This window comes from Enterococcus casseliflavus NBRC 100478 (genome assembly GCF_001544095.1).
Lineage (GTDB): Bacteria > Bacillota > Bacilli > Lactobacillales > Enterococcaceae > Enterococcus_D > Enterococcus_D casseliflavus.
Window position 1 is genome coordinate 12,072 of record NZ_BCPT01000005.1, and the last position, 18,531, is coordinate 30,602.

Here is an 18,531-nt window from a genome sequence, read left to right on the forward strand (position 1 = left end):
TTATGGACACGATCATGCGCGTCAAGAATCTAGAAAAGTATTTTCCTGTGAAGAAGAAAAACTTTTTTGGGGTGGGAAAAGACTATGTGAAAGCAAATAAAGATCTTACGATCGATATATATGAAGGAGAAACATTAGGCATCGTCGGTGAAAGTGGCTGTGGAAAATCGACCTTTGGACGCACGATTATTCAGCTCCAACGACAAACCGGAGGCTCGACCCTTTACTATGGAGAGACGATCGAAGATTTCATGCCTCGTTACGTAAAAAAAGTCTATCAACAACTGCCACAAATGATGAAACAGTTTACTGATTCTGTCAATGAGCTCCGGTCGATCGAATCAAAACTCGCTACCGATTCAGCTGCTGATGTAGAAGCAACAACGGAACGGTTGCGTCTAAAGAAAATCGCTTTTGAAAATGAATATGGCAATACTCTACGATTAGTCGGAGGCTTGATTTTGCATGATGATCTACAAAAGGTCAGTAAGCTTCTTTCGTCTCGTTACGAAGCTGCAGCAAAAGTTGCCGCTAGCAAGCGAGCGTTAACATTTAATCAGCAAAAACAAGCGATGAATGGGGCAGTGGATCAATCAGAGCTCATAAATTTGGAAAAAATGATCGCTGAACAACAAAATGACTTAGCAGCTATTGATAAGCAAGTCGCACAACTAAAAAAAGATGTCATGAACAAAAAAGATTTTTCATACTATGAAGAGCAGCTTGATTCTGGCATCGATCTAGCTGCTTTGACTCAAAAGGAATCAAGAGTTTTACGAAAAGACCTGCAAATTATCTTTCAGGACCCTTACTCCTCACTAGATCCACGGTTAACAGTGGGTGATATTATTGGAGAAGGTTTGTTGATACACAAATTTTTTGCTAGTAAAAAGGACCCAAACTATGAAACCTATATTCTTGATATCATGGAAAAATGTGGGTTAAGGAAAGAATTTATTCATCGCTATCCGCATCAATTTTCTGGTGGACAACGACAACGAATCGGGATTGCTCGTGCCTTAGCTTTAAAGCCCAGATTCATTGTTTGCGATGAAGCTGTTTCAGCGTTAGATGTTTCGATTCAGTCACAGATCATCAATTTGCTTCATGATTTGCGGGAAGAACTCAATTTGACTTACTTGTTTATCACCCATGATCTTGGAGTCGTAAAATTTATTTCTGATCGGATCGGTGTGATGTATTTTGGGCATCTTGTAGAATTAGCTTCAGCTGAGACGATTTTTTCTAACCCGATCCATCCGTACACACGGCAATTATTAAATGCCATTCCAACGCTAGACGAAGAGTATCGCCCATGGCCTATTGATGAAACCCATCCTGATTTGGCATTCAACTATTCAAAAGAAACTGATGCTGATCCAGATTGGGTAGAAGTCGAGCCGAATCATTTTGTGAAGTGTACGCGAAAATAGTTTTTTTAGAACATAGGAATTGAAACATGGTTGATGAGTCAATCACTCGAACCTTAAGCATGATACGATTGGTTTAATGGGAAAAAATCAAAAGGAGGTCCAGATGGATTTACTAGAAGTTGATAATCTGCATACGTATTTTGATACGAAACGGGGCACTGTCAAAGCTGTCAAAGGCGTTACTTTTTCATTAAAAAGAGGGAAGACATTAGGAATCGTTGGAGAAAGTGGGAGTGGCAAAAGCCAAACAGCCATGTCGATCCTTCAACTTTTTCAGCGAAATCAATATATAGCGGAAGGGCAGATCCGTTTTGATGGAAAAAATATCCTCGAATTAAGCAAAAAAGAGCTTTTAAAAATTCGTGGAAATGATATTTCAATGATCTTTCAAGAGCCTATGACAAGTTTGAATCCGGTATTTACAATCAAAGCACAACTGACAGAAGCCTTGAAACTTCATCAGCACGTCGACAATAAGACGGCGACTTTACGGGCATATGAGCTGTTAGAAGCTGTCAAGATCACAGATCCTAAACGAGTAGCCAAGCAATATCCTCATCAGTTATCTGGAGGAATGAGTCAGCGGGTAATGATCGCAATGGCATTAGCCTGCAATCCGAAGCTATTGATTGCCGATGAACCGACTACCGCACTCGATGTGATCATCCAAGCAGAAATCCTTAAGTTAATGAATGAGTTAAAAGACAAGCTGGATACAAGTATTTTATTTATTACCCATGATTTGGGTGTCATTAGTAAAATGGCCGATGATGTGATCGTGATGCATGGGGGAAAAATCGTCGAGAGTGCCCCAATCAATGAGATATTCAAAAATGCTTACCATCCGTACACAAGGCGCTTACTTGCTGCATTTTTAAGAACCGACATTCGAAACAAGAAAACAGCGCCTGATGACTTTTACAGTAAGGAAAACAATGTCTTTGATTTCACCACATTTAAAACAGAAGAAACAGCGGACCCGGATTGGGTTCAGGTAGGAACAAATCATTTTGTCGCTGCTAATTTGAGAAAAATCGATAACTAAATGAAAAAGTCGTAAAACAAAATGAATTAACTGCTTATCTCGGCTCTTCAGTATATAAGCTTGAAAGAGAATGATATAACTGAAAATTTAGATCTCTTCGACATTTAGTGTTGGTAGAGAAAGACACAACTGAAAATTTAGTAAAAACCAGTTAGGCATAGTGCTTAACTGGTTTTAACGTCGATACTAAAAAAGCTTTGAACGAAGTAAAATCTTGCTCGAAAATAAAACAGGAAATGATATCATGCGTATAGTAAATTTCTCTCTTAAAAGTTTGCAAAATTGAGTTCAACAAGAGAATATCTGTTTTAAATCATGTTTCAACACTAGAAAATATCTATTAAATAATTGCATTTCGGATATGTTTACCCAAGAGGCAAAATCAGAATCCGTATACTGATTAAACTCTCAAAGATTCTACTCAATTACAGTCTTTTCAACGATCTCAAATACTAGGTGCTGCTGGAGTATATTTATGTTCTATTACAAGTATCGAATGAGAAATAGTATTGACTAGAATCATACAGTGAGGCACATTTTGCTCATTGAGCTTTTATTAAGTTAGAAGGTAGTTTATTCAAAAGGCAGGCCTGTCTTTTTTACCTTCTCAATAACTTTTAGGACTTCTGCATGGGAAGAATCATTTTTGAAAAAATAGAATAGGTTGCTTTAGTGGTAACTTGACTTTATGTTGTATTAAAAATGCAGCTTTCTTCTTGTACCAGGAGTAATGCCATATGTTTCTTTAAATTTTTGGTAAAAGAAATTAATATTCTCAAAGCCGACTTGCTGCGAAATATCAACGATATCCATGTCGGTTGAAAGTAAAAAACGATCTGCTGCCAAGATACGTTGATTGATTACAAGTTTTTTGTAAGAATAGCCGGTATGTTTTTTTAAAAGATTGGACAGATAATTGGGATTAAGGTTGAATTGTTCCGATAATTCTGTCAAAGTCAAATTTGCGTAATTTTTCTCGATGTATTTCAAAATTGGAACAATCGGGCTCTTTCGATATTGATCGGAACGATCCGTATAAGAATCTTGATAGATATTCACAAGATCCGAAATGATCAAACTCAACAATCCTTCACAAATGTCGGTATATGCTGTGGAACGATCAAACCATTCGCATAACAACTCTTTAAAAAAGAACTGTAGACGTGTCCTTGTTTCTGAAGCAAAATGAATAAATCGATCATGTTTCATTCCATGAGTGATGGCTTCAATAAAGAATGAAGTCAAAACGCTGTCCGAGGAAAAACGGTTGAAGAAATTTGCAGTTAAATAGTACTTGGGAATAATCAAATTAATGAGAATATCATCTTCGCCAAGCGGTTCAATCTTGTGAACAGTATTTGCATCCATCAGCAAAATTTGCCCTTCATACAGAAAATGTGGTTCATTGTTAATGATCTGCTGACATTTTCCAGCATACATATAGTTAAATTCAATCCAATCATGACAGTGAATAGGATAATTCTGAAAACGAGAATGTCGTTTTATAAAAAACGGCTGATCTTTAGTAATCATCTGTGAATCTGTCAGTTCCATACAAAGAACTTCTTGATCGTTAACAACTACTTTTTTAAAATCTGAATAGTCGGGTTTTAAATTGCCGTCACGGTAAGCTTCTTCATGAGAAGAAACTTCACGGATCAAGTTGTCTAGCGCTAAATGGTCCATCGTTTTACTCCTTTTTTTCGATTTTAACAATCCGTTATCGTGTAGTCAAATCTGTGTTTTTGTTAAAAAGAAAACGTTTATTGATATTCGCGTCAGTAGAATAATTTGTTATATTGAAAACAAGTTGAAATTGAAGGCGCTATCAAATAAACAATAAATGATTGGAAGGAAATATTATGAAAGAAAAAATCACAGGTTATTTCGATAAATTAAGTCCTTTTTTTGATAAATTAGGCAACAATGCTTATTTAAAATCGATCTCCGGTGCGATGATGGGGACACTAGGTCCTATTTTGATCGGCTCGATCGCTGTTTTACTTCTAGTATTACCTAATAGTCTTCCAGCACTTTCATTTTTAGCTGGTTTCGCAAATGTTTTTAGCAAACTAAATCAAATAACTATTAGCTCGATGGCTGTTTATGTCGTGGTATTAATGGCTTATCATTTAGTGAAAAATCTACGTCCGTCAGAAGATGGTATTTCCGCTGCTATTATCGCATTGCTTAGTTTCTTTATCATTACCCCTCTAGGTACAACGACGGATGAAGTCAGCGCGATTCCAGCTACTTGGCTAAGTGCACAAGGAGTATTTTCCGCAATGATCGTTGGTTTGGTAAGTGGAAGAGTATATATTTGGCTGAAAGACAAAGGTTGGACGATCAAAATGCCAGCAGGTGTACCTCCTATGGTAACAAAAGTATTTGAATCAATTTTGCCTACGGTTCTTATCAGTGTGCTCTTCATTGTATTAAATTCACTCTTTGAAGCAACCAGCTTCGGCAACATGCATCAGTTTGTTTACAGTATCATACAAGAACCGCTTCAAGGGATCGGAGGATCAATCAGTGCAGTCATTCTGATCTCACTGATTCAACAGTTTTTGTGGTTTTTCGGTATTCATGGAACAAATGTCGTTATGCCGATCGTTCAAGCCCTGTGGATGGCAATGGACGTCGAGAACTTAAACGCTGTTGCGGCAGGCCAAACACCGCCAAACATTACTGGCTATGCATTCTTTATGATCATAACTTGGAGCGGTATGGGCTTAGGATTAGCATTATTAATGCTGCGAGCGAAAAGCAAGCAGTATCGAGAAACAGGGAAAGTCGCAATTGTTCCAGCTCTTTTCGGAATCACTGAACCATTGATTTTTGGTACGCCTTTGGTATTAAACTTTAAATTAGCGGTACCATTCATTACCAATAATAGCATTGCTTTAATTTTAGCTTATGTTTTAACACGTTTTGGATTTGTCGCTCGTTTTACTGGTGTTACTGCCATTTTCGGTTTACCAATTGGGTTCCATGCAGCTGTTCAAGGGAAACTATCGATTATCATTCTACAGTTGTTCATTCAACTGATTTTGTCACCGATATTATGGTATCCGTGGTTTAAAAAGCTGGATAAAGAAACCTATCAATTGGAACAAGCCGCATTGAAGGAGAAAGTGTAAACTCGATGAAGAAAGCGGTTAGTGTCGCTTTCTTCTTTTTACATGTGGCACTAAAAGAGAAAAGAGGAGCACAATGAAGTATACCAATCCAATTATCAAAGGATTTCATCCTGATCCGAGTATCTGTTTCGATGGGAAATCCTACTATATAGTCTGTTCAAGTTTTGAATTTTTTCCTTGTCTGCCGATTTTTGAAAGCCAGGATCTGCTCAATTGGCATTTTAAGCAGTATGCGATTGATTGTCCGGATCATATCAATCTGAAAGAAATCAGCAACTCGATGGGCCTTTTTACCCCAACGATCCGCTTCTTTGAGGAAACATATTTTCTAGTATGTACAAATGTCACCCAAGGGAATTTCATCTGCCATACGAAAAACCTTGACCATGGTTGGTCTGATCCAATCTGGATCGATTGTCCTTTTGGGATCGATCCCTCAATTTCATTTATTAATGGCCGATTTTTCTTACAACTTGCTGCATCAATGAAAGGGAAAAACAGCATTCTACAATTTGAAATCGATCCTTACAGCGGGAAAATGCTGACAGATCCGGTAGAAATTAGCCAAGGTTGCGGTGGACGCGACGCAGAAGCACCGCATCTATTCAAGAAAGACGAATGGTACTATCTTGTATTGGCAGAAGGTGGCACAAGAGAAGGCCATATGGTAACGGTTCAAAGAAGCAAATCAATCAATGGTCCGTATGAAGGAGCTAATACGAATCCTATCCTCTCTAATAGAGATATCAAATCGAGGCTTCAAGCCGTAGGGCACGCAGATTTCTTTCAAGACAAAAAAGGTTCTTGGTGGCTGACAGCTCTTGCGACTAGGCCCAACCGTCATTTCACACTGCTTGGTCGTGAAACGATTTTATTACCTGTAGAGTGGATAGATGGTTGGCCAGTTGTCAATCAGACAGGGAATGCATCGGTTGAAGTTGAAACAGATCGTTTTTCAAAAAGCGTTAAGCAGCGGAATGAACTAGTACCTTTTCTCTGCAAGAAGTTGCAGAGTCTACGTTTGCCAATTGATTATACGTATGATACTGATTTGATCATTGATAACTTACCGACTCGTTTAGGAACTTCTAAGGACGAGCCCATTGCCTTTTTGTCCTTATGTCAAGCTGATACTACCTGCTGCTTTGAAACCACTTTGATGGTCGACGAATGTCAGGAGGGGACTTTTGGTATAGCAATCTACAAGGATGACCTGCATTTTTGCCAATTTGGATTGCGAAAAACAAAACACCAAATAGAACTTTTTGGCAGGAAAAACATCTTTGATTTACTTCTGTATCGATCCAATAATTTAAAAGATAGAGAGCGGTTGACTCTGAAATTGTCTGGAGACAGCAACAGCTACCACCTGCTGATTTTAGATGAAACGAATACAGTAGTGTTCAAAGATCAAATCGCTGTACGTCATTTTACAAATGAATGTTCTGGCTCAAAATTTACCGGTGTCCAGTTAGGAGTCTTTGCAGAAGCAGTTACAGGAAAGACTCGATTCATCACACCAGAGCTAAGATATCAATAGAAAAAACTATGCGAGGAGTAATAATATGAAAAATCAAACACTGGTACAATTAGTCAACCAACTGACCTTAGACGAAAAAATCGGCCAATTGGTGCAGTTATCTGGAGAATTCTTTCACGGAAGCGATTTGTCTTTGGGTCCTCAGCAAAAACTTGGCATCGAACAACAAACCATCGATGTTGTCGGTTCGGTATTGAACGTCACAGGTGCCCAAGTAACTCGAAAGATTCAAACAGACTACTTAAGAAAAAGTCGACACAAAATCCCACTATTGTTCATGGCAGATATCATCTATGGATACCGAACAGTCTTTCCCATCCCTCTGGGATTGGGAGCAACATGGAATCCAACATTGATTCAAAGCGCCTATCAAGCCGCAGCACAAGAAGCAAGAGCGGCTGGCGCACACGTAACATATGCACCAATGGTCGACTTAGTACGCGATGCTCGATGGGGGCGATGCTTGGAGTCGACAGGAGAGGATCCGCTGCTAAATGCTGATTTTGCGAAAGCAATGGTAGAAGGCATTCAGCAAGAAAAAGGGGGAACACTGCTCGGAATCGCTGCCTGTGTTAAACATTTTGCTGCTTATGGTGCAGCAGAAGGCGGACGCGATTATAATACAGTTGATATGAGCGAACGCAAACTGCGTCAAGACTACTTAAGCGGCTATAAAGCGGCTGTCGAGGCTGGATGCAAAATAGTCATGACTTCTTTTAACACGTATGATGGTATTCCCGCTACTGCTAATCAATTTTTGATCAAACAAATTTTAAGAGAAGAATGGCAGTTTGATGGAGTCGTTATTTCGGATTATGCAGCTGTTCAAGAATTAATTCCTCATGGGATTGCTGCGGATGATCGAGAAGCGGCCAAATTAGCGATCGAAGCAACAAATGACATCGATATGAAAACCCGATGTTATGCGAAAGAGCTTCGTCCGCTGCTGGAAAGTGGTGCGATCGATCAGCGGTTGATCGATGACGCTGTGTATCGTGTCTTGAAACTTAAAGAGGATTTAGGGCTGTTTGAAGATCCTTTCCGCGGCAGTTCAGAAGAAGTAGAGGCTCAAATACTTTTATCCGAAGAGAACCGGAAACTTGCACGAAAAGTTGCCTCCGAAGCGATCGTTTTATTGCAGAATAAGCAAGAGCTACTTCCCCTTACTCCAAATAAAGAGAAAATATTACTCGTTGGTCCCTATGGTGACAACCAAGCAATGATTGGTTTATGGGCAGTACACGGAAAAACAGAGGATGTCACAACATTAAAAACGGCGCTCCAAAATGCAGTTACGGAGAAGTATGTTCATTTCGAACCAGGTTGCCCGCTTTTAGAAGACGATTCTATCCTCGGAGACTTTGGCTTTACTGCCAGCGGCTCCTCAATATCAGCTGCAGAGCAAGAGCTTTGGTTGGAACAAGCACTGAAAGCGGGAGCCGAGGCCGATGTGATTCTTTTTGCTATGGGGGAACACAGTTTACAAAGTGGGGAAGCTGGCAGTCGAACGGACATTCATTTGCCCGCTGTTCAAAGAGCATTCATAAAAAAAATGACCGCTCTTGGCAAAAAAAATATCCTGATCAATTTCAGTGGTCGTCCACTGTTTCTCAAAGAAGAAACCAAACAAATGGATGCAATTTTACAGGCGTGGTTTCCTGGCACAGAAGGAGCTCAAGCAATCGTTGACATACTTTTTGGAAAGGTCAATCCTTCTGGTCGTTTAAGTATGAGCTTCCCAGAAGATGTAGGGCAGCTGCCACTTTACTACAATCACTTCAATACTGGAAGACCATTGAACAGCAAGACACATACAGGACGTTTCGTTTCGAAGTATCTGGATTGCTCAAACGAGCCGCTCTTTCCATTTGGTTATGGGTTGAGTTTTGGGGAAGCATCATACCATTCGTTAAAATTGAGTGATTCAACCATGAATGAAACGTTGGAAGCTGAAATTACGATCCGCAACAATTCTGCTTACTCAAGATTGGAGACAGTCCAGCTTTATATCAGAGATCACGTTGGATCGGCAGTTAGGCCAGTGAAAGAATTAAAAAAATATAAAAAAATTCCGTTGTCTCCATACGAAGAAATAACCGTTTTGTTCACGATAACTAAAGAAGATCTTTTTTACTATCAAAAAGATCTGACTTTTGGCGTCGAACCTGGATTGTTTACTTTGTTTATTGGGAAAAATTCTGCAGAAGGTGAAGCAGCGACTTTCGAACTTCTATGAATATATGGTCATTTTCTGACACGAAACGCTTTCTGATCCTTTAACTACTTCTAACATTTCAAACAAGGTACTGTTTTCATTAGGTATTACCTTGTAAAAATATAGATCACAAGGAAAAATGAAAGATAAGACAGGGGAGAGCCGTAAAGCTACGCTTAATGTTTTAAGGCTTCTTATAATGTGCTGATTCTGTGAGAGAAAGGGAAAGGAAACCCTAAAAATCTTTTTTTGCCTTGCCTTAAAGTCCACTTCAAGAATTATACTGGAACTACCATTTTGGTGGAAAAGGAAAGGAGCAATTCAATGAACAAATGGACAAAAGGACTTTTTCTGACAATGCTTTTTCTAGCAGGATGCAGCAGTGATTCAATGAATGACGAGCCAGACATCGGTACAACGGAAACAAGTACTAGTGACACCGTTGCGCAACAAATGAGAGAAACAGGGATTGATGGGGATGCCGATATTTTGATCGCCTACTTCACAAGACCAGAAAATTTAGAGCATGAACCAACGGTCGAAGCAGTTTCTGGAAGTAGTTTTAATGTAATCGATGACACCTTAGTAGGAGATGTCCAGGTGATAGCAGAAGTGATCACTGAACAGACCGACGGTGCGTTGTTCTCGATTCAAACAGAAGTAGGTTACCCTAACATTTACGATGAACATACAGCTTTTGCCACTAGAGAGGTGGAAGAAGATACCAGACCAACGTTGAAGGCTGACGTTGCCCAAATGACTGAAGTGGATGTTCTCTTTATCGGCTTTCCCGTTTGGTGGAACCGTGCCCCAAGAGCCGTTTTAACATTTCTTGAAACCTATGATCTTACGGAGAAACAAATCATTCCTTTTGCAACCCATGGGGGAAGTGGATTGACCAATAGTCAAAACGAACTTCAAACGTTGTATCCAGCGTATGACTTTCTTGAAGGCTTTGCAGCAAGAGCGGGAAGTGTTGAAGACGCTGAACCGAATCTGTTGAATTGGCTCGATGAACTAGGATATTAGCAAAATTCAAGTTTAGTAGCCGTTTCTCAATTGGCTACATGTTCATGATGTACCACAAACCGAAATAATCATAATATAATTATGGTAAACTAATGCAGTTGATTTATGAATCATTTGGGGATGCGCTGATGGATTAGGAGCAAGAGCTTCCACTTATTCCCGAGAAGAGTCAATTTTTCCAATTTATTCGTTCTAGGTTGACTACAATCGTGTTATTTAGGATAAGAAAGGTAGATCATGACCAAAGAGACGATCAAAAGAATCACACCAATAACCGACAATGGCAATACAGGACCATTCCACGGACGTTTATTCAGCAACGCACGCACTCTAAAGATGAATCCTGCAAGTCCGAGTAAAGCGATCGCTACACAAAATAAAAGAATTGATAAATTTAACATCATATTCCTACAAATCATTGTATGAGGACTCATACCAAGATACTCATATATCCTACGCCAAAAGCCGTAAAAAGCAAGCAGCTGACAAAACTGTTCGTTTAAGCGAACAGTTTTTACATGTTGTTGACGAATCTTTTTACAATTCTGCAATTTCCTACGCTTTTTTAGCTAGACTCGCTGGAACAGTGATTCTTTGTTATCATAAGAATTGATAAGGAGACTGGAGAGGGAGGTTCTCTTTTGTTTCGAACACCTTGAATGCAAAAGAAAAAAATGAGGAGGAGATTTTGTGGAAATTCGGTTATTAAAATATTTCTACACGATTGCGGAGGAAGGGACGATTTCTCAAGCTGCAGAAGTGCTCCACATCACACAACCGACATTGAGTCGACAATTAAAAGAATTAGAAGACGAGTTAGGGACGGCACTATTCACTCGTGATAATCGTAAAATGGTTTTAACGGAAGCGGGGCGTTTTTTAAAAAGCCGTGCAGAAGAGATTTTGAGTTTGACAGACCAGACAATGCAAGCGTTTGAAGATCGTAAAAAACATTTGTTTAGCGGTCACTTCACGATTGGCTGTGTGGAAGCAGATAATTCCGATACGCTTTCCTTGATGTTGGAAGAATTTATCAATGATTATCCTGATGTTCGCTTTCATATTCATAGTGGTACAGGAGATGACATCAGCAATCGCCTGGAGAAAGGCTTGTTGGATCTAGCGATCTTGATCGAACCGATTGAAATCGAGAAGTACGAAAAAATCGTTCTTCCACGAAAAGAAACATGGGGCTTTTTGACATCGGCTGATTCTTTTCTTGCGCATAAAGAAGAGATTACACTCGAAGACATCAAAGGTGTGCCTTTATTGATCTCGAAGCGTCCAGAAGTACAACAAATGTTCAGTCAATGGTCGAAGACACCAGTGGAAGAGTTGCCGATCGTGGGTACCTACAATTTAATATTCAATGTCTTTTCCTTAGTAGAAAACCATGTTGGTTCGGCACTGACTGTTAGTGGCGCTGTTGGTCAGCGAAGGAATGAGGCAATCAAGTTTCTGCCTTTAGTACCACAAATCGAGACCAGCTGTGTATTGGTTTGGAAAAAGAATCGTGTACTGTCGCCAGTCGTTATCGAGTTTATTCGACGATTTCGCGATTCCTTTCAATAATCTCAGTGTAAACATCAAAAGAAGCGGTGATATCCGCTTCTTTTTTGTATATCAAAACCAGCTATGCTTTGTAAGCATAAGGTCTTGTGTGAAAAAGCATTAGCCAATCCAACTCGATTGGCTTACCATTAAATCTATCAGGAAACAAAGAGTAGGAGGTGACACAATGGCGGCAATACTTGTTTGTTCACGAGCTGGTGAAAATCTGATTGAGGGACAGCTCAAAAAACTGGGTATAGGAAATACGCAGATTCTAGCAGAGAAGCTGTCAGAGCAGCTGCAATGCCCCCTTTATCCCCTTGCCCCTGTGGAACCTTATCCTGAAAGCTATCAGGTGATGGTCGAACAAGCACAAAAAGAAAAAGCTACTAATGATTTTCCTCGCTATCAAACAGTACCGTCTGCGTTTTTTAAAGAACGGGTACTATTTGTTGGATTTCCCAACTGGTGGGGGACCTATCCGATGATCGTGGCGAGTTTTTTAAAAGACCATCATTTCGATGGGAAGATTATTTTCCCCTTTTGTACTCATGAAGGCTCAGGATTCGGCAATAGCCTAGAAGACTTTAAAAAAACTTGTCCTGAAGCCCTCATATATCCTGGATTAGCCATCCGTGGTTCACGAGTGAATAAGGCGAATACTGCCATTCAAAATTGGGTGAGCCAGCATTTTATCACAATAGAAGAAGGAGTCGATCGATATGGTAAAGAAACAAACTGCAGGAAGAGATAATCTAGGGTCATTTGCGCCGAAATTTGCGCAATTAAATGATGATGTGTTATTTGGTGAAGTTTGGTCACGTGAGGCAGAATTGGCTCCTCATACGAGAAGCTTATTAACGATATCTGCCTTGATTTCGGGTGGGAATTTTGAACAATTGACTGCCCATCTGACGATTGGCAAGGAAAACGGGATCACAGCAGAAGAAATCGCTGAGGTGATCACTCATCTGGCTTTCTATGTTGGCTGGCCCAAAGCTTGGTCTGCTTTTAACATCGCCAAAACGGTTTATCAAGAAGAGCTAGCTGAATTGGAGGAAAAATAAATGTCAGAACTCGATGCAGCAAAAGAAGCTGGAATCTTTTCATTAGGTAACACAAATGACGCCTATGCACAATATTTTAACGGTCAGAGTTACTTGAATCCTTTAGTAGCTGATCCAGCGATTCCAGTCAACGTTGGCAATGTGACCTTTGAACCAGGTTGCCGCAACAATTGGCATCGGCATATCGATGGTGGGTATCAATTGTTGTTGGTGACTTCAGGAGAAGGCTGGTACCAAGAAGCAGGCAAGAAACCGCAAAAACTTACTGTTGGTGATGTCGTAGTCATTAAGGAAGGGGTCAAACATTGGCATGGTGCAGCAAAAAATAGTTGGTTTGCCCATGTAGCGATTACTGCTGGTGCTTCAGAATGGTTAGAAGCAGTCAGTGATGAAGAATACGATCAATTGCCCGATGCATAAGCGATGATAAGGCAGCCGTACTGGAAGGCGTGTAACAAATCTTATGGGGTCTCACCTGACTGGGGCAGCCAATAGTGTGGCGAGTCAAAAGAGATCGGAGTGATCAATGTGAATGAATGTACGGTCGAGCCGATGATTCAACCTTTGTAAATAGGAGAGAAAAAAGAAGCGTCCACTTGCACAGCTAACGTGCGAATGGACGCTTCTTTTTGTTTAGCCAAGATAAAATTCAATCAACGTTTTTGCAATCAATTTTGTCATGGAATGACCTTTAGTAAAGCTTGATGCTAAATAGATCGTCCTTGATAAGGGGAAATCTGCTAGTTCACGTAAAACGAAAGGTGCCTGATCTTCATAGCCCCAAGTAATTTTAGGAAAGAACGTGATTCCTAGTCTTTTCGCTCTAGCAGATTACTTTTCTCGGGATTGTTCCAATGAGACCAAAAAAAGACTCCACATGCTGTTGGTGATCATCGCTACGCTGGACGATACGTGTATTTTATACCGCAGCAATCAAGAGGTACTGTCACTAGTTCAGCAACTCGCACAAAAAGCCAATCAGCAAGCGTTGCCGAACCCAGCATTTTCTGACTAGCAGCCTTCTGCCAGTCAGAAAATGTGTCTCCAGGCGGCAGTGCTGATCTGTTGGCTGCCAGCTTCTTTTTATTGTCCATCAACTCGGTTTTACCCGTAAACGAAGGAAAGACCGTTTACCAATAACTCTTTTCCTTAGAAGAAAGGCAACGATTCTTCTAAGAATTTTTTGTTTCATTTTTTCGCTCGATTAAGAAAAATAAAATCTCTTGCTATTTGCATAGTTTAATGATTAGATAATTCTTAGGCACTACTGAAATGCTTCGTTGCTCCATTGCAACGAATAAAGGAGTTACAGATGAAATACTATAATGCTTTTCTTCAAAATCTTGTGTTGCGGCGCTGGACGGTCCTGTTTATGCTTGCGGGCATTCTTTTTTTGTTTCGCAGTCTGATGACCATTCTTTTGCTGACCTTTATCTTTACGTATCTGATTTATCGGCTGGTTCTTTTGCTCCATCGAAAAAGTCATCTGCCCATTAAGCTTACGAGCATCCTGACTTACAGCTTGATTGTTTTTATTCTTTATTTAGTAGCAACAAATTATGTACCCATCATCATCAAACAATCCGTCCAATTAGTCAATTCCGTTGCTGATTTCTACCAACGGACAGACTCCAATAATGAATTGATCGAATATGTCTTGAATTTATTGCAAACCAGCGAATACATCCAGAAATTACAAAGCGGCGTTCTAGTCGTGATTAATTATCTGTATAATTTCGGTGAGTTGGCGTTGACTGTGCTGATCTCCTTTCTGCTTAGTTTCTTCTTTATGATCGATAACAAAAAGACCGTTGCGTTTTCTCGGCTATTTTTGCAAGGACGAGGGGCGTGGTTCTTTGAAGATGTTTACTATTTAGGGGCTAAGTTCACGCGGGCTTTCGGAAATGTGATTGAGACGCAGTTGGTGATCGCCTTAGTCAATACAGCGATCACTGTTTTCGCCTTAGCGGTGATGGGCTTTCCGCAGCTGTTGAGTTTGGCGTTGATGATTTTCTTTCTCAGCTTGATTCCTGTTGCTGGTGTGATCATCTCGTGTATTCCATTGACGTTTATTGCCTATTCTATCGGCGGATTTAATGACGTGATCTACATTTTATTCATCATAGTGTTTGTTCATGCGTTGGAATCCTATATCTTAAATCCCCGCTTGATGGCTAATAAAACAGAGATCCCGATGTTTTACACGTTTATTCTCCTGTATCTTAGCGAACATCTCTTTGGCTTGTGGGGCTTGATCATCGGGATCCCATTGTTCACTTTCTTTTTAGATTTAATGAATGTGAAAGAGATTCCGCGATTGCGTAAAAAAACCGATGACACCTTGCAGGACCAATAAAAATGATTGCTGTAAAGGATGGCAATTGATAGAAAAAACCATCTCTGCCGATGAAAGGCGAGATGGCTTTTTTATTTCGCAGCAATTTTTTTCGTAAAGGAGACAAAGCAGATTGCTGAAGAGGGGCTTTGAAACATCCCTGTTGCTGAATACCCTAACGAGTGATAAAAGTGAACCAGCTTAGGTTCTTGCAGGATCGTATTCAAACGTAACGTATCTGTTTGAACAAGCCTTTCAATCAAGGTCATTGCTTGTCTACCAATCCCGCGGTTCTCGTAGGAGGGAAGAAGGGCGATGGAAGATAGCTTCGTCGTATGTTCCTGCTCAACCGTCAGTTTTATAAAGCCCACGGTTTTCTGAGCGGTCATGATTAAATAATAAGTGGTATTCGACGCAGAAAACTTTGCGTTTAGCTTCTCGAAACTTTGTAAATAGGGAGAAGTTTCTTTGTCTTGATAACGGAGAAAGAGGGATTTGAAGGCCGTTTTTTGTATCAAGTAGATTGAAAGCAGATCGGAAAGCTTCGCTTCTTTAAGCTGAATGAGCATGCACACCTCCATAAAAAATCAGACATCATTTATTGAAAGACATTGATTCGGCTTAGCAGATCCTGATGGAAAAGCCATCGATTAGCAGTCTTTCATTGGCTCGTTTCTGTTTTGATCCTTCCCTCAACCACAGGTTCACAAACGAAGAGATCCGCTGGGGTTCGTGCCGTCGTTGTTTTATTGAAAAAGATCATTTATCGATGTCACTAAGTCGTCATAGGTTTGACCGGTAGCGATTGCATAAACGGAAAGCAAAAAGACGAGTGCTGCTGCCAACACGTAAAAAATACGGAGGCGATAGCCGTCACCTGTCCGACGATTTTTTACAAAAGTAAAAACCGTCACAGCTAGATAAGCGAAGGTCAATAAACAAATAAGATACGTTATAATTTCTGGAGTCATAAGCGTTTTCCTTTCTTTTTTTATTTGTATAAAAATATACTCAATAAATATAATATAACCATTTCAATAGCGTCAAAGAAAGCGCTCAATTTTTGACAAAAAAACTGACCGAGTGGCAACCACTGGTCAGTTCTATTCAAAAACGATGGGGCATGATCTTAATTGTCTTTTTTTTCCGCATCTAGTAAGCTTCTTAGTTCATCAGCTAAAGCGATACAGGCAATACTATCCGTTAAGGACATCAGGGGATTCTCGAGTTGTCCTTGTGCAAGGGCGGTATGAACTGCTTGAATCTCCGAATGGAAATCATCGATCTCGTACCCAATATCATAGACCGTGTCTTCTTGGTCAATCTTCACGGTAAAAGAAGCGGGGCGATGGAAGTTGGGGATCGTGATTTTCCCTTTTGTTCCTTGTAACTCCGCCACCGTCTCTTTTGTTTGGTCAAATCCAGTCTCAATCACTGCAACAAAGTCTTCACTGACAAAGCGTGCTTCAACGTAGGTATCAACCCCAGTTTCATAAAGGCTGTAATCGATCAATTCGGCAGTTAAATTTTCTGGTGAAAAATCTTGGATAAAGGCTAAGTTATAGATCCCCATATCCAGTAAAGCGCCCCCTTGTTTTGGCAGATAATGGTAAGAACTGCCTTCGACTGGTAAATGGCGGCGAAAAGTAGTCGTGACACTTGTTAATTCACCGATATGACCACCATCCACAAGTTCTTTTAGTTTGCGATACGCTGGGGTGAAGCGTGGCTTCATGGCTTCCATAAAGAAGGCTTCGTGTGCTTGGGCTTGTTTTTGTACATCGCGCATTTCTTGTGCAGTCAAGGTTGCTGGTTTTTCACATAAAACAGCTTTTTTCGCTTGAAAGGCTCTGATGATCCATTCATAGTGATACAAATGCGGCAAAGCAATATAAATGACATCGATAGTTGGATCATCTAATAGGTTTTGGTAGTCATCAAAGACGGCGTCACACGGAAATTTTGCTTGAAACGCTTGCGCTTTTTCCATCGTACGACAAGCAACCCCATAAAGCTGGGCGTCTTGAAAATTTTCTAAACTAGCAGCAAAGCGATTGGCGATATTTCCGGCACCAATAATTCCCCAATTGATCATTTTATTTCCCTCTTTTCTTCAGTGACGGGTATTCTGAGAGAATCCCTGATTCCAAAACAGTTTGTTTTTTTCTTAACTCGACAATATTTTTTTGGTATTCTTTGGCATACAGCAATGCAAACAGTGAATCTAAAATATACTCAAAGGCGACCTGTGAAGAAAAGGTGCCGACTTTGAGAAAATCACGTTCATCATGAGAAGCGATGATCGCATGGGTCGCTAATGGGATGATTTTCGCATGGGCGTTGCCAGAAATCACGATCACTGGTACCCCGACATCACGAAAGTGCTGCATGATTTTTTCGTATTGCGTATTTTTCCCACGGTAGGTAATAAACACGGCACAATCATTTTTTGTGACGTTCGATGCATTCCACGCATCATCCCCATATTCATCAGCTAGGATCAGATACTTATTGATTTTGACCAACTTATTTTGAAAACTTCTTGCCCGGATCTGAGAATCGCCGCGAGCAAATAAGAAAATCCGTTGCGCAGCATCCAATGATTGCACCACTGCTTCCATCGTTTCTGGGGCAACCTGAGCGTGGGTTTTGTGAATCGAGTTGATCGTTAGATCGGCCATTTTTTTCAAAATATCAGGTGTTTGATCCTTAGGCGAAAAAGGAAAATTCGCGTCAACAAAGGTTGGGTTGAACATCTGATTATGGGCAATTTCAGCCAGACCTAAGCGAAAACTTTTAAATCCTTCATATCCCATCTTTTTGGCTAGACGAATGACGGAAGAGTGGGATGTGTATGTATGCTTGGCGATGACTTCAATCGTCAACGAAGGCACATCATTGATATTTTGCAAAATATATTCGGCAATCCGTTTCTCCGTATTGGTCAATCCTTCTTGAAGCCGTAATTTATCTCCTAATAACATCAAACCACCTCTTTCTAATCATAGCCTAGGATAAAGAAAACCAAAAGCAAAAACTGTACCTTTTTGTCAATTTGGTAAAAATGTTCAGAACCACTCAGCAGTTTGCGAAAAAGTCTGGTCAAAAGAACCTGTTTTTGGCAAAAGACTTCTCATTCCGAAGGATATCAGCAATAATCAAGCTATCAATTCATA

General features: G+C 40.2%; 18 protein-coding genes and 2 pseudogenes. 13 read left to right on the forward strand and 7 right to left on the reverse strand.

Going from position 1 to position 18,531, the window contains the following annotated elements; genetic code table 11:
* The first annotated feature begins 2 nt into the window (after window positions 1–2).
* Window positions 3–1,433, forward strand: coding sequence for an ATP-binding cassette domain-containing protein (locus ECA1_RS17990; RefSeq protein ID WP_060791899.1), 1,431 nt, complete (start codon window positions 3–5; stop codon window positions 1,431–1,433).
* A gap of 103 nt (window positions 1,434–1,536) precedes the next feature.
* Entirely contained in the window at window positions 1,537–2,478 is a 942-nt protein-coding gene (locus ECA1_RS05475) for an ABC transporter ATP-binding protein (protein ID WP_060791900.1), read from the forward strand.
* A gap of 696 nt (window positions 2,479–3,174) precedes the next feature.
* Here ECA1_RS05475 and ECA1_RS05480 read toward each other — a convergent pair.
* Window positions 3,175–4,164 carry an AraC family transcriptional regulator gene (locus ECA1_RS05480; protein ID WP_060791901.1) on the reverse strand — a complete coding sequence of 330 codons (990 nt, stop codon included), beginning with the start codon at window positions 4,162–4,164 and terminating at the stop codon, window positions 3,175–3,177.
* Between the two features lie 176 nt (window positions 4,165–4,340).
* On the opposite strand from ECA1_RS05480, the gene ECA1_RS05485 reads away from it, so the two are divergent.
* The 4 genes from ECA1_RS05485 (at window position 4,341) to ECA1_RS05500 (ending at window position 10,402) form a co-directional block, all read left to right on the forward strand.
* Window positions 4,341–5,618 carry a PTS sugar transporter subunit IIC gene (locus ECA1_RS05485; protein ID WP_060791902.1) on the forward strand — a complete coding sequence of 426 codons (1,278 nt, stop codon included), beginning with the start codon at window positions 4,341–4,343 and terminating at the stop codon, window positions 5,616–5,618.
* A gap of 73 nt (window positions 5,619–5,691) precedes the next feature.
* Window positions 5,692–7,158: a glycoside hydrolase family 43 protein gene (locus tag ECA1_RS05490; RefSeq protein WP_060791903.1), complete on the forward strand. Its 1,467-nt coding sequence runs from the start codon at window positions 5,692–5,694 to the stop codon at window positions 7,156–7,158.
* Window positions 7,151–9,394: a beta-glucosidase BglX gene (gene bglX, locus ECA1_RS05495; protein WP_255209319.1), complete on the forward strand. Its 2,244-nt coding sequence runs from the start codon at window positions 7,151–7,153 to the stop codon at window positions 9,392–9,394. The genes ECA1_RS05490 and bglX overlap by 8 nt, the downstream gene beginning before the upstream one ends.
* Window positions 9,395–9,697: 303 nt before the next feature.
* On the forward strand, window positions 9,698–10,402 hold the full coding sequence (locus ECA1_RS05500; RefSeq protein WP_060791905.1) for a flavodoxin: 705 nt from the start codon (window positions 9,698–9,700) through the stop codon (window positions 10,400–10,402).
* 212 nt (window positions 10,403–10,614) lie between these two features.
* Here ECA1_RS05500 and ECA1_RS17010 read toward each other — a convergent pair whose 3' ends face one another.
* A complete protein-coding gene (locus ECA1_RS17010; RefSeq protein WP_034868570.1) occupies window positions 10,615–10,803 on the reverse strand; it encodes a hypothetical protein in 189 nt (62 codons plus the stop codon).
* A 289-nt stretch (window positions 10,804–11,092) separates the two neighbouring features.
* On the opposite strand from ECA1_RS17010, the gene ECA1_RS05510 reads away from it, so the two are divergent.
* The 4 genes from ECA1_RS05510 (at window position 11,093) to ECA1_RS05525 (ending at window position 13,440) form a co-directional block, all read left to right on the forward strand.
* On the forward strand, window positions 11,093–11,974 hold the full coding sequence (locus ECA1_RS05510) for a LysR family transcriptional regulator (protein ID WP_060791907.1): 882 nt from the start codon (window positions 11,093–11,095) through the stop codon (window positions 11,972–11,974).
* A 166-nt stretch (window positions 11,975–12,140) separates the two neighbouring features.
* The gene (locus ECA1_RS05515) at window positions 12,141–12,707 is read left to right on the forward strand and encodes a flavodoxin (protein WP_060791908.1); all 567 of its coding nucleotides are present in this window, start codon (window positions 12,141–12,143) and stop codon (window positions 12,705–12,707) included.
* Window positions 12,676–13,020: a carboxymuconolactone decarboxylase family protein gene (locus ECA1_RS05520; protein ID WP_060791909.1), complete on the forward strand. Its 345-nt coding sequence runs from the start codon at window positions 12,676–12,678 to the stop codon at window positions 13,018–13,020. Before ECA1_RS05515 ends, ECA1_RS05520 begins: the two co-directional genes overlap by 32 nt.
* Entirely contained in the window at window positions 13,021–13,440 is a 420-nt protein-coding gene (locus tag ECA1_RS05525; RefSeq protein ID WP_016609368.1) for a cupin domain-containing protein, read from the forward strand.
* Window positions 13,441–13,653: 213 nt separating this feature from the next.
* Here ECA1_RS05525 and ECA1_RS18015 read toward each other — a convergent pair.
* A pseudogene (locus ECA1_RS18015) lies at window positions 13,654–13,833 on the reverse strand (LysR family transcriptional regulator); the annotation flags it as partial.
* Between the two features lie 64 nt (window positions 13,834–13,897).
* On the opposite strand from ECA1_RS18015, the gene ECA1_RS17795 reads away from it, so the two are divergent.
* The 3 genes from ECA1_RS17795 (at window position 13,898) to ECA1_RS05535 (ending at window position 15,376) form a co-directional block, all read left to right on the forward strand.
* Entirely contained in the window at window positions 13,898–14,035 is a 138-nt protein-coding gene (locus tag ECA1_RS17795) for a triphosphoribosyl-dephospho-CoA synthase (RefSeq protein WP_255209317.1), read from the forward strand.
* A gap of 23 nt (window positions 14,036–14,058) precedes the next feature.
* Window positions 14,059–14,160: a triphosphoribosyl-dephospho-CoA synthase gene (locus tag ECA1_RS18100; RefSeq protein ID WP_255209318.1), complete on the forward strand. Its 102-nt coding sequence runs from the start codon at window positions 14,059–14,061 to the stop codon at window positions 14,158–14,160.
* Between the two features lie 172 nt (window positions 14,161–14,332).
* On the forward strand, window positions 14,333–15,376 hold the full coding sequence (locus tag ECA1_RS05535; RefSeq protein WP_060791910.1) for an AI-2E family transporter: 1,044 nt from the start codon (window positions 14,333–14,335) through the stop codon (window positions 15,374–15,376).
* A gap of 71 nt (window positions 15,377–15,447) precedes the next feature.
* Here the strand turns inward: ECA1_RS05535 and ECA1_RS05540 are convergent, their stop codons facing one another.
* From ECA1_RS05540 to ECA1_RS05555, 4 genes and pseudogenes are all read right to left on the reverse strand, one after another.
* On the reverse strand, window positions 15,448–15,924 hold the full coding sequence (locus ECA1_RS05540; RefSeq protein WP_060791911.1) for a GNAT family N-acetyltransferase: 477 nt from the start codon (window positions 15,922–15,924) through the stop codon (window positions 15,448–15,450).
* 177 nt (window positions 15,925–16,101) lie between these two features.
* Window positions 16,102–16,326 (reverse strand): hypothetical protein, encoded by a 225-nt coding sequence (locus ECA1_RS05545; RefSeq protein WP_005226057.1) that lies wholly within the window; start codon window positions 16,324–16,326, stop codon window positions 16,102–16,104.
* A 158-nt stretch (window positions 16,327–16,484) separates the two neighbouring features.
* The gene (locus ECA1_RS05550) at window positions 16,485–17,450 is read right to left on the reverse strand and encodes a Gfo/Idh/MocA family protein (protein ID WP_060791912.1); all 966 of its coding nucleotides are present in this window, start codon (window positions 17,448–17,450) and stop codon (window positions 16,485–16,487) included.
* A pseudogene (locus tag ECA1_RS05555) lies at window positions 17,447–18,339 on the reverse strand (MurR/RpiR family transcriptional regulator). The gene ECA1_RS05550 and the pseudogene ECA1_RS05555 overlap by 4 nt, the downstream one beginning before the upstream one ends.
* Window positions 18,340–18,531 lie beyond the last annotated feature (192 nt).

What these genes read in the sequence shown, in the direction of transcription:
- ECA1_RS05475 (WP_060791900.1), top strand. Translation starts at nt 1,537, where the DNA reads ATGGATTTACTAGAAGTTGATAATCTGCATACGTATTTTGATACGAAA.
- ECA1_RS17795 (WP_255209317.1), top strand. Translation starts at nt 13,898, where the DNA reads ATGCTGTTGGTGATCATCGCTACGCTGGACGATACGTGTATTTTATAC.
- ECA1_RS05525 (WP_016609368.1), top strand. Translation starts at nt 13,021, where the DNA reads ATGTCAGAACTCGATGCAGCAAAAGAAGCTGGAATCTTTTCATTAGGT.
- ECA1_RS05540 (WP_060791911.1), bottom strand. Translation starts at nt 15,924, where the DNA reads ATGCTCATTCAGCTTAAAGAAGCGAAGCTTTCCGATCTGCTTTCAATC.
- ECA1_RS17010 (WP_034868570.1), bottom strand. Translation starts at nt 10,803, where the DNA reads ATGTTAAATTTATCAATTCTTTTATTTTGTGTAGCGATCGCTTTACTC.
- ECA1_RS05520 (WP_060791909.1), top strand. Translation starts at nt 12,676, where the DNA reads ATGGTAAAGAAACAAACTGCAGGAAGAGATAATCTAGGGTCATTTGCG.
- ECA1_RS05515 (WP_060791908.1), top strand. Translation starts at nt 12,141, where the DNA reads ATGGCGGCAATACTTGTTTGTTCACGAGCTGGTGAAAATCTGATTGAG.
- ECA1_RS05500 (WP_060791905.1), top strand. Translation starts at nt 9,698, where the DNA reads ATGAACAAATGGACAAAAGGACTTTTTCTGACAATGCTTTTTCTAGCA.
- ECA1_RS05545 (WP_005226057.1), bottom strand. Translation starts at nt 16,326, where the DNA reads ATGACTCCAGAAATTATAACGTATCTTATTTGTTTATTGACCTTCGCT.
- ECA1_RS05485 (WP_060791902.1), top strand. Translation starts at nt 4,341, where the DNA reads ATGAAAGAAAAAATCACAGGTTATTTCGATAAATTAAGTCCTTTTTTT.
- ECA1_RS05480 (WP_060791901.1), bottom strand. Translation starts at nt 4,164, where the DNA reads ATGGACCATTTAGCGCTAGACAACTTGATCCGTGAAGTTTCTTCTCAT.
- ECA1_RS05535 (WP_060791910.1), top strand. Translation starts at nt 14,333, where the DNA reads ATGAAATACTATAATGCTTTTCTTCAAAATCTTGTGTTGCGGCGCTGG.
- ECA1_RS05490 (WP_060791903.1), top strand. Translation starts at nt 5,692, where the DNA reads ATGAAGTATACCAATCCAATTATCAAAGGATTTCATCCTGATCCGAGT.
- ECA1_RS17990 (WP_060791899.1), top strand. Translation starts at nt 3, where the DNA reads ATGGACACGATCATGCGCGTCAAGAATCTAGAAAAGTATTTTCCTGTG.
- ECA1_RS05550 (WP_060791912.1), bottom strand. Translation starts at nt 17,450, where the DNA reads ATGATCAATTGGGGAATTATTGGTGCCGGAAATATCGCCAATCGCTTT.